Source organism: Rossellomorea sp. KS-H15a (genome assembly GCF_024195245.1).
Classification (GTDB): Bacteria; Bacillota; Bacilli; order Bacillales; family Bacillaceae_B; genus Rossellomorea; species Rossellomorea vietnamensis.
This window is the reverse complement of sequence record NZ_CP096886.1, coordinates 3,664,662-3,676,824: the sequence shown is the minus strand read 5'-3', so window position 1 is coordinate 3,676,824 and position 12,163 is coordinate 3,664,662. Positions and strand designations below refer to the sequence as shown.

Sequence of the window (12,163 nt, the reverse complement as noted above, 5' to 3'; positions counted from 1 at the left end):
AGGGGAATGTCAAGAATCACAGTCCCATTCCATAAATAAGGTCCCCGTTTTTCCTTTCATTCCCCAACATGATAGAATGAATATATAGAAACAGAAGCCTTTACAGGAGGTACTTATATGTCCAAAAAATTAGTCCTGATTGACGGTAACAGCATTGCTTACCGTGCATTCTTTGCCCTTCCACTATTGAATAACGACAAGGGTGTACATACAAACGCAGTTTACGGGTTTACCACCATGCTGCAGAAAATACTGGAAGATGAAAAGCCGTCTCATATCCTCGTGGCCTTTGATGCGGGGAAAACAACGTTCCGTCATAAGACATTCACGGAGTACAAGGGCGGCAGGCAGAAGACCCCGCCTGAATTGTCCGAGCAATTCCCATATATCCGGGAGCTGCTGGATGCTTACGGAATCAAACGGTATGAAAAAGAAAACTATGAAGCCGATGATATCATCGGGACCCTCTCCCTGCAGGCAGAGTCAGACGGGTTTGAAGTGAAAGTGTACTCAGGGGATAAGGATTTAACCCAGCTGAGCTCCAAAGATACGACGGTGTGCATCACAAGAAAAGGAATCACGGATATCGAGGTGTATACACCTCAGCACATCAAAGAAAAATGGGAGATCACCCCTGACCGGATCATTGATATGAAAGGGTTGATGGGGGATAGCTCTGATAATATCCCTGGTGTACCCGGTGTCGGTGAGAAAACGGCGATCAAGCTCCTGAAGGAATTCGATTCTCTTGAGAAGCTGCTGGAGTCCATCGATAAAGTGAGCGGAAAGAAACTGAAAGAGAAGCTTGAAGAAAATAAAGACCAGGCGATCATGAGTAAAGAACTGGCCACGATCCTCAGGGAAGCTCCCATAGAAGTCACGGTTGAGGAATTGAATTACGAGGGCTGGGATGAAGTGAAACTGAAGGAAGTGTACCGGGACCTTGGCTTCAACTCCCTTCTTGAGAAAATGGGTGAATCCGTTCAAGAAGAGCCCCAGGAGCTGGATGATATCTCCTTTGAAGTGGTGGAAACCATTACAGACGAACACTTGACAAGTGAGAGCTTCCTATACATCGAAATGCTTGAAGAGAATTATCATCTTGGTGAAGTGATCGGCATGAGCCTTCATAACGAAAATGGGACGATTTTCTTTACCCTTGAAACGGCACTGAATTCAGAAGCCTTTAAAAAATGGGCAGAAGACGGATCGAAGTCGAAGAACGTTTACAACTCGAAAGAGACCGTCGTTGCCCTGAAGCGACAAGGGATCGACATCAAAGGGATCGGGTTCGATCTGCTGCTTGCTTCTTACATCATCAATCCTTCTGAATCGAGTGAAGATTTCGCCTCAATCGCAAAAGGTCATGGTCAGCCATCCATCGAATCGGACGAAGCGGTGTATGGAAAAGGGGCCAAGCAGAAGGTCCCTGCCACTGAAGTATTATCCGAACATCTGGCCAGAAAGGCATTCATCCTTCAAGACTTGAAGGAAACATGCATAAAAGAGCTTGAAGAAAATGATCTTTATGAATTATACATGGAGCTGGAATTGCCTCTTGCCCTTATCCTGGCTGAGATGGAATTCACAGGTGTGAAAGTGGATCAGGATCGTTTGATGACCATGAAGGAAGAGCTTGCCCTCCGACTGGAAGAATTGGAAAAGAACATTCATGAACTGGCAGGGGAGAACTTCAATATCAATTCTCCTAAGCAGCTCGGTGTGATCCTTTTTGAAAAATTGGGGCTGCCGGTTGTGAAGAAAACAAAGACTGGTTACTCCACTTCCGCAGACGTATTGGAAAAACTGCAGTCTAAGCATGAAATCATTGATCATATCCTACACTACCGTCAGTTAGGAAAGCTCCAGTCTACTTATCTCGAAGGATTATTGAAGGTGGTTCATAAAGATTCCAGCAAGATCCATACACGGTTCAACCAGGCCCTCACTCAAACCGGCCGCCTGAGCTCAACGGATCCGAACCTTCAAAACATTCCGATCCGCTTGGAAGAAGGCAGGAAGATCCGTCAGGCGTTCATTCCTTCTGAAAAGGGATGGGTCATGTTCGCTGCCGATTATTCACAAATCGAACTGCGGGTGCTTGCCCATATAGCGGGGGATGAGAAATTGGTGGAAGCCTTCCGTAATGATATGGACATTCATACGAAAACGGCCATGGACGTGTTTGGAGTGGAGAAGGAAGAGGTCACATCCAATATGAGAAGGCATGCGAAAGCCGTTAACTTCGGAATCGTCTATGGAATCAGTGACTACGGACTGTCACAAAGTCTTGATATAACACGAAAAGAAGCAGGGGAGTTCATTAAGAAATATTTAGAAAGTTTCCCCGGCGTGAAAGAATATATGGATGATATCGTACAGGATGCGAAACAGAAGGGGTATGTGACGACCCTCATGAATCGACGCCGATACCTTCCTGAAATTACGAGTCGTAATTTCAATTTACGGAGCTTTGCTGAACGTACAGCGATGAATACACCGATCCAGGGAAGTGCAGCAGATATCATCAAGAAAGCCATGATTGATATGGCGGCCCGTTTGAAGGAAGAGAAACTTCAAACACGGATGCTTTTACAGGTGCATGATGAATTGATCTTCGAAGCCCCTGAGGATGAAATCGAAACATTGAAGAAAATCGTTCCTGAAGTGATGGAAAACGCAATGGAGCTCGAGGTTCCATTAAAGGTTGATTACTCGTACGGACAAACATGGTACGACGCGAAGTAGTTTTATTGAGAAGGAGGTGGCACTATGCCCGAGCTGCCTGAAGTAGAAACGGTCAGAAGGACATTGGAGCTCCTTGTATCAGGGAAGAAAATAAAGGATGTCAGTGTCTTTTGGCCAAAAATGATCAAGAACCCACCTGAAACGGATGAATTCATCCATAGCTTGAGAGGTCAGGAAATTCATGAAATGAGAAGAAGAGGGAAGTTCTTGATCTTCTCTTGTGACGATGTTGCCCTCGTTTCTCATTTAAGAATGGAAGGAAAGTATAATCTGGCTGATCATGAGGATCCCATTGAAAAACACACTCATGTCATCTTCCACTTTACGGATGGAACGGAACTCAGATACCGTGATGTCCGGAAGTTTGGGACGATGCATCTCTTTAAAAAGGGGGAAGAACTCCTTCACCTACCCCTCCTCCAGTTGGGGCCGGAGCCGTTTCTGGCGGAGTTTACCCCAGACTATCTGGCTGAAAAGCTAGGCAGGACGGATAGGATCGTGAAGGCCACCTTATTGGATCAAACGGTGTTGGTGGGCCTTGGAAACATCTATGTGGATGAAGCCCTTTTCCGTGCAGGCATTCATCCCGACCGGAAATCAAAGTCCCTGTCACGGGAAGAAATTGAACGGCTCCATCGAGAAATCATCCACACGTTGACAGAAGCAGTGGAAATGGGTGGAAGCACGATCCGGTCTTACGTGAATTCCCAGGGACAGATGGGGATGTTTCAACAAAACCTTTATGTTTACAGCAGAAAAGAAGAGCCGTGCCGGAACTGCGGTACAGCGATCGAGAAGAAAGTTTCGGCTGGGCGGGGGACCCATTACTGCCCCAGCTGCCAGCAGTAAAAAGAACGTTTAACATTTGATAAGCCCTTACCATATAGTATTGTAATGATTTTCGGGAGGGCTATTAGATGAGTGAAACAATCTCCTTATTACTGCTGGCGTTCGCTGTAAGTCTCGATAGTTTTAGCACCGGTTTAACTTATGGATTGCGAAAAGTGAAAATCCCTACAAAATCAATCAGCATCATATCGATCTGTTCAGCGAGCTCTTTATTGCTGGCGATGTTACTCGGTCAAACCATCGGGTCCATCATCACCCCGGTCTGGGCGGGAAGAATCGGCGGAATGATTCTTGTCGTGATCGGCGCTGCTGTTCTCTACCAGTTCTTCAGACCGGAAAAAGAGACGGTACTGTCACATGAAAAAACATTGATCAATTTTGAAATTAAATCCATAGGTTTAGTGATTCAAATATTAAGAAGACCGCTCACGGCGGACTTTGATAAATCAGGTACGATTACCGGAATCGAGGCATTCATGCTTGGGATCGCCTTGTCACTGGATGCCTTCGGTGCCGGGATCGGTGCCGCGTTATTACATTTCTCGCCACTACTACTAACCCTGGCGATTTTTGCGATGAGCTTCGCGTTCTTATTTTCAGGATTGAAGATGGGGGAATTCTTCTCTCACCTGCGCTGGATTCACCGCGTTTCATTCCTTCCGGGCGTTCTGCTCATCCTGATCGGGATCCTGAGGTTCTAGTGACCGGCGAGTATTGGAAAGGACACGATCATGGCACGTATTATAGGATTAACAGGTGGAATTGCAAGTGGTAAAAGTACAATCTCCACCATGTTACAAGAAAAAGGATATACCATAATCGACGCAGACCTCGCAGCCCGTATGGTGGTCGAGGTGGGGCAGCCTGCCTATCTGGCGATTGTCGAAGAATTTGGTGAAGGCATCCTTCACGAAACCGATTCGACCATCAACCGTGAAAAACTCGGTGGAATCATTTTTAACTCTGAAGAAAAAAGAAAAATGCTGAACAGCATCGTGCACCCTGCCGTCAGAAGCATGATGCTCCAGCATAAAGACGAAGCCATCGCGTCCGGCAAGAACACCATATTCATGGATATCCCCTTGCTATTCGAAAGCGACCTCACGTGGATGGTCGAACGCACCCTCGTCATTTACGTAAACGAAGAAACACAACTTTCACGCTTAATGGAACGCAATCACTTAAACCGTCAAGACGCACAAGCACGGATCGCATCCCAATTCCCACTCAAGGACAAAGTCAACCTTGCCGACGCAGTCCTCGACAACAACGGAACCCTGCATGACACAAAAGAACAACTAGATGCTCTATTAACAGAATGGGACCTACAACCATAACAACACAAACGACCGACAAGAAACCCTTGTCGGTTTTTTATTTTGTCTAAGAGTAACATTTGGTGGATTGATCTGACATTTACTATTCGTATTATCATAATACCCATGTTGAGTGTAGCGGAAGGTTGCTCGACTCCGACGGGAAAAGCTGGACAGATGAGACCCCGCAGGCGAAGCCGAGGAGGCTCATCGCCAGCCCCGCGGAAAGCGAGCAACCTGGAGCGGAACTCAACCAGCACATGCTCCGAGAGAATGTGTGAATAAAACCTTCAAATCAAGTATGATTCCAAACCAAAAAAATATACATACAATAAGCCTATTTGTCAGAATAATAAAACATTAAAAATCCGCAAAATACTTATTAACTAATTCTCCAAATATGTTATACTATTTTTAGTAAATAAACATATAAGTATAACATTAATATAGAGGGGAGCCGGATTTATGAAGGCGAAAATTGCAATCAATGGTTTTGGACGTATTGGAAGAATGGTTTTCAGAAAAGCAATATTAGAGGAAAACTTAGAGGTTGTAGCCATTAACGCAAGCTACCCGGCTGAAACGTTAGCTCATTTAATAAAGTATGACACAAATCATGGTACATTCCAGGCAGATGTAGTGGTGGAAGATCATGCACTCATCGTCAACGGAAAACGTGTTTTACTATTAAGCAATCGTGATCCTAAAGCATTACCATGGAATGAACTGAACATCGATATCGTCATCGAAGCGACGGGAAAATTTAATTCAAAAGACAAAGCGAGCCTTCACTTGGAAGCAGGAGCGAAAAAAGTCATCCTGACGGCCCCGGGTAAAAATGAAGACGTTACCATTGTGATGGGTGTAAATGAAAGCGCATTAAATATAGAAGAACACAGCGTCATCTCCAATGCTTCCTGCACGACGAACTGTCTGGCTCCTGTAGCGAAAGTGCTGGATGAGCAGTTTGGAATTGAAAACGGTCTCATGACGACGGTGCATGCTTACACGAATGATCAAAAGAATATTGATAATCCACATAAAGATCTTAGAAGAGCAAGAGCATGCGGCCAATCGATCATCCCGACGACAACGGGTGCTGCGAAAGCATTATCACTAGTGCTTCCTCAACTAAACGGGAAGCTTCACGGCATGGCGCTGCGAGTTCCGACTCCGAACGTTTCATTAGTGGACCTGGTCGTGGATGTAAAAAGGGACGTAACCGTTGATGAAATCAACGAAGCATTCGTCACGGCATCCCTTGGTTCCCTGCACGGTGTACTGGAATATACAACAGAACCACTCGTCTCAATCGATTTTAATACAAACCCACATTCCGCCATCATCGACGGCTTGTCCACAATGGTCATGGGCAGTCGTAAAGTGAAAGTCCTTGCCTGGTACGACAACGAATGGGGCTACTCATGCCGCGTCGTCGACCTGGCCAAATTTGTCGCCACCAAAATGAACGCCAAACAAGAAGTCAACGTTTGAAAGAACCAACATAAATCATAAAGCAAAACCCTAGAACGTACCTTTTTCAGGTGCGTTCTTTTCTTTTATTAATTTATTACTCTTTTTATAAATGGGTAAACGAAAGTTCTCTAAAAGTGTATGAATTTAGTTGCTACCATGAAAAGTCTTTTTAGACAAATTGTTCTTTCAAAAAACTATGTGTTTACGCGTTTAACTAATGTAGTACCACAGAGTGGATTGTAGCGGAAGGCACTTGACTCCTGCGGGAATAGCGGGAAAGTTGAGACCCCACAGGGCAAAGCCCGAGGAGGCTCAACTCACGCCCCGCCGGAAAGCAAGTGCCTGCAGCGAAAAGGAACGGTCAAAGAAGAAAACGGGATCTACTAGGCACTTTATTAAAAGGTGAAAATGATTTTGGTTTTCCTGGTTAAAAAACTTTATAAAAATTTATTGCAAAAGAGTTTTAAACAAAGTATACTATTTTTCGTGAACTTCTTATTAGCAAATGAATACTGATTTAACTACTTAAAGGGTTAGGACCTCTTCGGACTAACTTTCCCCCGTGGTAGTTAAGATTTTGCCAAAGGATTCGTTCATTTTGACGAAAAAAATCATGTCAAAGGGGGAAATACAAAATGGAAACAATGGGACGTCATGTAATCTCTGAATTATGGGGTTGCGATTTTGAAAAATTAAACGATGTAGTAGGAATTGAGAAAACATTCGTAGATGCTGCGCTTAAGTCAGGTGCAGAAGTGCGTGAGGTGGCTTTTCATAAATTTGCTCCTCAAGGTGTTAGTGGAGTCGTGATCATTTCTGAATCACACTTAACGATCCACAGTTTTCCTGAACATGGTTATGCCAGTATTGACGTATATACGTGCGGCGATTTAGATCCTAATATCGCAGCTGAATATATAGCAGATGCTCTTGGTGCTGACACACGTGAAACGATTGAATTGCCACGTGGAATGGGTCCTGTACAAGTGAAGAAGTCCCAGGCTCAAGCCCTTTAATCGATAATAACTCAGAAGAGATGCGTGATTCATGCATCTCTTTTTTTATGCACCCGTTCGTACGTGCACTTATGGGTTTTTCAATCTTGCCTTTTCGTGTAAAATAAGGGTAACTAAAGGGAGGAACTTGATATGAGTGGAATACGTACCCTGTTAAAGCGATTTCAATCGGAGTGTGAAACGTCCGATCAGCATGAAGATAAGGAACTGCAATCACGCTATTATAAATCCATGCACCAAGGTGCATTTAATGCCGTGCTGGGATTATTCTCATCGTCAGAATATGAGGTGATCTCCCAGTCCAAGGACAGAGGGGAAATCACCGTCCGGAAAAACGGAACGCCTCAATTATTTATCGTGGCCACGGTCATTACCGTGCGGCCCCTTGAAACAGCAGTCGATTTCAAGGTCAGTGCGGATAAAGGGAAGATCTTTGGTACATATACCGTTTTAAAAGCGCAAATCAACCATTATTATCACCAGCTTGATGGCGAATTGAAAAAAGTGAAATAACGGTAAATCCTATAGAAGCTTGTGTAAGTTGCAGCTTTTTTATATGATGAAGGTAATAGTATGTAATAACGGAGCTGATATTATGAAATGCCCGTCTTGCCAGCATAATGGTACCCGAGTGGTGGACTCACGACCTGCTGATGAAGGACGCTCTATCAGGAGAAGAAGAGAATGTGAAGAATGTACATTTCGCTTCACGACCTTTGAGAAGGTTGAAGAGCTTCCTTTAATTGTGGTGAAAAAAGAAGGGGTAAGAGAAGAGTTTAGTCGAGAAAAGATTTTGAGGGGATTGATCAAGGCCTGTGAGAAGCGCCCGGTACCTCTTGAAAGATTAGAAAAGATCTCAACAGATATCGAAAAGGACCTGCGGAATCAAGGTGCTTCCGAAGTAGAATCTGTGAAGATCGGTGAGATGGTCATGGATCACCTTGCGAAAGTTGATGAAGTGGCATATGTCCGTTTTGCATCCGTATATCGACAATTTAAGGATATTAATGTATTTATAGACGAATTAAAAGAATTAATAAAAAAAGAGTAGAAGAATGAGCTGAAGATGGAATTCTTTGGCTCTTTTCTCTTTATTTATTGAAAGGTAGAATCCAACTATGATGAAGAAGCATTGGAATGAAATACAGCCAATCGATCACTACACCGTAGGGACACATGGGATGCTTCAGGAATATGACCGGAAAATCATTACGTTTCTGTACCAGCCTCTGATCGGTACAGTTTGCTACAGCCTCTACATGAGTCTATGGGGGGAAGTGGAAGAGAATCGTCTCTGGTCCACTGATTCCACCCATTATCACTTGATGAACGTCCTGTCCGTCAATCTTCAGGACGTCTACGAAGCAAGGATGAAGCTCGAGGGAATCGGTTTGCTGAAGGTGTATGAAAAAAGGGATGATGAAGACCGCCGTTTTCTATATGAACTGCAGCCGCCCCTCTCGCCTCAGGAATTCTTTCATGATGGCATGCTGAATGTGTATTTGTACCGTAAGATCGGCCGGACCCACTATTTGCGTTTGAAGAAATTTTTCACAGATGCGTCAGCTGATAAAAATCAGTACTCAGACATTACCCGATCTTTCCAGGATGTCTTCACATCTGAACCGATTAATTTCCTTCACCATGATGCGAATGTGGATTCGGAAACCGGGTCAGGTGAACAATATATGAAATACGGCAAGAATGATGGACTTGCCCTGGATGAAATCGAATTTGATTTTCAGCTGCTGCTGGCCGGGTTATCGGAATCCATGGTCCCGCGCAAAGCCTTTACGCCGAAAGTGAAGGAAACGGTATTAAAGCTGAGCTATCTGTACGGGATTGATCCTCTTCAGATGAAGAATATCGTCTTAAGCTCCCTGGATGCGGATGATACGATTGATATCGAATTGCTCCGTAAAACGGCCCGTGACTGGTATGGTATGCAAACGGGTGATCAACTGCCTGATTTGACGACGAGAGTGGAAACGAAGAAAGCCGTAGAACGGGATCAACCGCTTTCCCAGGAGGAAGAGCTCATCGACTACCTGGAAACCACTTCACCGAAGGACGTATTATCGGACATCTCGAACGGCGGGTCGCCTTCCAAGGCTGATCTTCAAGCCGTTGAGGAAGTGCTCATGTCCCAGAAGCTGCCGATCGGCGTGATGAATGTTTTGATTCAATACGTGTTATTAAAAACAGACATGAAGTTGACAAAAGGATATATGGAGAAGATCGCTTCCCATTGGTCCAGGAAAAAGGTGACGTCGGCAAGTGAAGCGATGATTCTTGCGAAAAGTGAACATAAGCAGTATCTCGAATGGGCAGAAGGTAAAAAGGAAACGAAGTCGAACAGGCGGAGAAAGCCGATCCGCACCGAGAAGCTTCCGGACTGGTTTAAGGAAGATGAAACGGCGGAAGAATCCGAGTCGACTGTAGAAGGATACGACTTCGAAGCAGAAAAGAAAAAACTCGAAGAAGAGCTTAAAAATTTTCGGAAGTAGGTGAACAAAACGATGGAGAAAATCAATAACACCTTAAAAAGGCTGGCGACTTCCGGGTCATTTCAACAGCGATATGAACAAATGAAAAAAGAGATATTAGAAAATAATGATGTAAAAGATTTTATCCGCAGGAATGAAGGCCGGGTAACGGCTGAAATGGTCAATGAAAGCCTGATGAAACTATATGAGTACATCTCTCAAAGCAAGGAATGCCGGTACTGTCCTTCTTTGCAGGAATGCAAGAACATGATGGAAGGGTATGACCCTCATCTGGTGATCAGGGGAAACACCATCGACATCGATTATCATCGCTGCCCGCGGAAAGTCATCCATGATGAAAGAACGAGTGCCCAGCGTCTGATTAAAAGTCTTTACGTACCTAAGGATATCTTGCAGGCCTCCTTCCAGACCCTCGATCTTGATTCGAAAAGCCGTCTGGAAGCGGTGCGCCTTGCGAAGAATTTCGTAGAGACGTATACAGAAGGGACGAAAATGAAGGGTCTCTATTTTTACGGGAAGTTCGGAGTGGGCAAGTCCTATCTGCTAGGCGCCATGGCCAATGAACTTGCTGAGAAAAAGATCGGATCTTTGATTGTATATGTTCCTGAGTTCTTCAGGGAAATCAAGTCTTCACTCGGTGATAATACGGTGAATGAAAAGCTAAAGATGGTAAAATCAGCACCGATCCTCATGCTTGACGACATCGGAGCGGAAACGATGTCCAGCTGGGGAAGGGATGAAATCCTCGGCACCATCCTCCAGTACAGGATGCTTGAGAATCTGCCGACATTCTTCACTTCCAACTTCAACTTCAGCGAGCTGACCCATCACCTGACCTACAGTCAGCGCGGGGAAGAAGAGAAATTGAAGGCTGCGCGGATCATGGAGCGGATTAAATATTTATCTAAGCCTGTGTTGATTGACGGGCGGAATCGAAGGGAATAGTTTGTAGGAAAGGGAGTCGCGTATGCGGTTCCCTTTCCTTTTTTTATCAGCCAAAAGAATTTCCCTCCTCAACTTCTAATTTATACAAGCCTCCCATATATATAAATCAGGGAATTGGGTTTAAGGAGGCGAGAAAGTTTGATTGAATTTATTTTCAAGCAAAAAAGTGATGCGGTAAAGCTTCAAGAATACCTCAATAAAGAATTCATCCAATCATGGTTTCATGAAACGCTCTTTCAACATACAACTCACTATAATCTGACGATAGAGGTTTCGCCCTTCTTCAAGGAGCGGGAAAAGCTTTTCAACGGTGTTTCCAAATTCGTCATGAATGATAAATGCATGGACTGGTCCGAATCAGCCTTGAGAGAAAATTATTTGTATGAAGACAGTGATGAAATCAATCAAATATTAGAAATCGTGTCAGAGATGAGGATGGGTGAACGTCCGGAATTGATGGAGCTGATCGATGAATGGGACGAGGCTGACTACGTCCATGAGAGCCTTGAACTTCTATTGGAAGGAAAGGCCCCCATCTCATTCGACTCCTTCAGCAAGTTCAGGTTGAAAAAGCTTCAGGAGAGGTTACTGCTGATGCTGGATCTCGCCATAGACGAATATAAGATGGAGCAGGAATATCAGATGTTCGTTCATATGCTGCGGGAATATCTCTCGTCAAGGGAGCAGAAAATGCGCACGGTCCATCTTTACTCGACGGGGTATGGATTTCGTTTCTTTGATGAGGACATGAAAGAAGTGACACGGCAGGAGCTGACGAAGGCGATCGATAAACGGCTGCTCACCAATCACCCCTTATATGTAGATTCATTCACCATTGCCCCTTTATTGTCCCTTGCACCTGAGAAGATACACGTTTATGGAAATGGGGATCATCAATTGATCCGGACGCTACAGAATATTTTTGAAGAACGGATCGATCTTCTGCCGTTAAGTTATTTTCCCGAGACACTTCTTTATCCTTCGTGGGATATTGCGAATGAATAGGCTTGCTTTTCAAAACATAACCGATTATAATACCTACATAATAAGTCAATAAATAAAGGTTATGATGAGGACAACAATATTCCTATTCATTCACAGAGAGGGAAGTCTCCAGGCTGCAAGCTTCCTAATTCGGTAGTGATATTTACCACCTCGGAACTTCAATCATGAACGGAACCTGATCCGGTTCACAGTAATGATTGACGGCTAAATGTCGTTATTCTTTTTCAATGAAGTCATTGTCTTTAAACCAGGACAGTGAGAAGTTGGGTGGAACCACGAGTTTATTTATTAACCTCGTCCC

Annotated in this window: 11 protein-coding genes; all 11 read left to right on the top strand. The window is 44.3% G+C overall.

Translation table 11 applies throughout. The features are described from left to right. Positions 1-117: 117 nt before the first annotated feature. The 11 genes from polA (at position 118) to M1J35_RS18755 (ending at position 11,862) form a co-directional block, all read left to right on the top strand. Positions 118-2,748 (top strand): DNA polymerase I, encoded by a 2,631-nt coding sequence (polA, locus tag M1J35_RS18805; protein WP_224519366.1) that lies wholly within the window; start codon positions 118-120, stop codon positions 2,746-2,748. A 24-nt stretch (positions 2,749-2,772) separates the two neighbouring features. Continuing rightward, the gene (gene mutM, locus M1J35_RS18800; protein WP_254651926.1) at positions 2,773-3,597 is read left to right on the top strand and encodes a DNA-formamidopyrimidine glycosylase; all 825 of its coding nucleotides are present in this window, start codon (positions 2,773-2,775) and stop codon (positions 3,595-3,597) included. Between the two features lie 68 nt (positions 3,598-3,665). Beyond that, complete coding sequence (gene ytaF, locus M1J35_RS18795) at positions 3,666-4,298, top strand: sporulation membrane protein YtaF (protein WP_034756989.1); 633 nt, start codon at positions 3,666-3,668, stop codon at positions 4,296-4,298. 30 nt (positions 4,299-4,328) lie between these two features. Further along, on the top strand, positions 4,329-4,934 hold the full coding sequence (gene coaE / locus M1J35_RS18790; RefSeq protein WP_254651925.1) for a dephospho-CoA kinase: 606 nt from the start codon (positions 4,329-4,331) through the stop codon (positions 4,932-4,934). Positions 4,935-5,378: 444 nt separating this feature from the next. Then, entirely contained in the window at positions 5,379-6,407 is a 1,029-nt protein-coding gene (locus M1J35_RS18785; protein ID WP_034756995.1) for a glyceraldehyde-3-phosphate dehydrogenase, read from the top strand. A gap of 617 nt (positions 6,408-7,024) precedes the next feature. Then, positions 7,025-7,405 (top strand): adenosylmethionine decarboxylase, encoded by a 381-nt coding sequence (gene speD, locus M1J35_RS18780; protein WP_034756998.1) that lies wholly within the window; start codon positions 7,025-7,027, stop codon positions 7,403-7,405. A 132-nt stretch (positions 7,406-7,537) separates the two neighbouring features. Next, positions 7,538-7,918 (top strand): hypothetical protein, encoded by a 381-nt coding sequence (locus tag M1J35_RS18775; protein ID WP_051758182.1) that lies wholly within the window; start codon positions 7,538-7,540, stop codon positions 7,916-7,918. Between the two features lie 82 nt (positions 7,919-8,000). Next, entirely contained in the window at positions 8,001-8,456 is a 456-nt protein-coding gene (nrdR, locus tag M1J35_RS18770) for a transcriptional regulator NrdR (RefSeq protein ID WP_034757001.1), read from the top strand. 67 nt (positions 8,457-8,523) lie between these two features. Beyond that, positions 8,524-9,912 carry a replication initiation and membrane attachment family protein gene (locus M1J35_RS18765; protein WP_347815193.1) on the top strand — a complete coding sequence of 463 codons (1,389 nt, stop codon included), beginning with the start codon at positions 8,524-8,526 and terminating at the stop codon, positions 9,910-9,912. 12 nt (positions 9,913-9,924) lie between these two features. Further along, entirely contained in the window at positions 9,925-10,857 is a 933-nt protein-coding gene (gene dnaI, locus M1J35_RS18760) for a primosomal protein DnaI (protein WP_254653800.1), read from the top strand. 138 nt (positions 10,858-10,995) lie between these two features. Next, complete coding sequence (locus tag M1J35_RS18755; RefSeq protein ID WP_254651924.1) at positions 10,996-11,862, top strand: putative sporulation protein YtxC; 867 nt, start codon at positions 10,996-10,998, stop codon at positions 11,860-11,862. Positions 11,863-12,163 lie beyond the last annotated feature (301 nt).

Excerpts from the sequence above, each read along its gene's own strand:
- polA (WP_224519366.1), top strand. The coding sequence starts at position 118 with ATGTCCAAAAAATTAGTCCTGATTGACGGTAACAGCATTGCTTACCGT.
- mutM (WP_254651926.1), top strand. The coding sequence starts at position 2,773 with ATGCCCGAGCTGCCTGAAGTAGAAACGGTCAGAAGGACATTGGAGCTC.
- ytaF (WP_034756989.1), top strand. The coding sequence starts at position 3,666 with ATGAGTGAAACAATCTCCTTATTACTGCTGGCGTTCGCTGTAAGTCTC.
- coaE (WP_254651925.1), top strand. The coding sequence starts at position 4,329 with ATGGCACGTATTATAGGATTAACAGGTGGAATTGCAAGTGGTAAAAGT.
- M1J35_RS18785 (WP_034756995.1), top strand. The coding sequence starts at position 5,379 with ATGAAGGCGAAAATTGCAATCAATGGTTTTGGACGTATTGGAAGAATG.
- speD (WP_034756998.1), top strand. The coding sequence starts at position 7,025 with ATGGAAACAATGGGACGTCATGTAATCTCTGAATTATGGGGTTGCGAT.
- M1J35_RS18775 (WP_051758182.1), top strand. The coding sequence starts at position 7,538 with ATGAGTGGAATACGTACCCTGTTAAAGCGATTTCAATCGGAGTGTGAA.
- nrdR (WP_034757001.1), top strand. The coding sequence starts at position 8,001 with ATGAAATGCCCGTCTTGCCAGCATAATGGTACCCGAGTGGTGGACTCA.
- M1J35_RS18765 (WP_347815193.1), top strand. The coding sequence starts at position 8,524 with ATGATGAAGAAGCATTGGAATGAAATACAGCCAATCGATCACTACACC.
- dnaI (WP_254653800.1), top strand. The coding sequence starts at position 9,925 with ATGGAGAAAATCAATAACACCTTAAAAAGGCTGGCGACTTCCGGGTCA.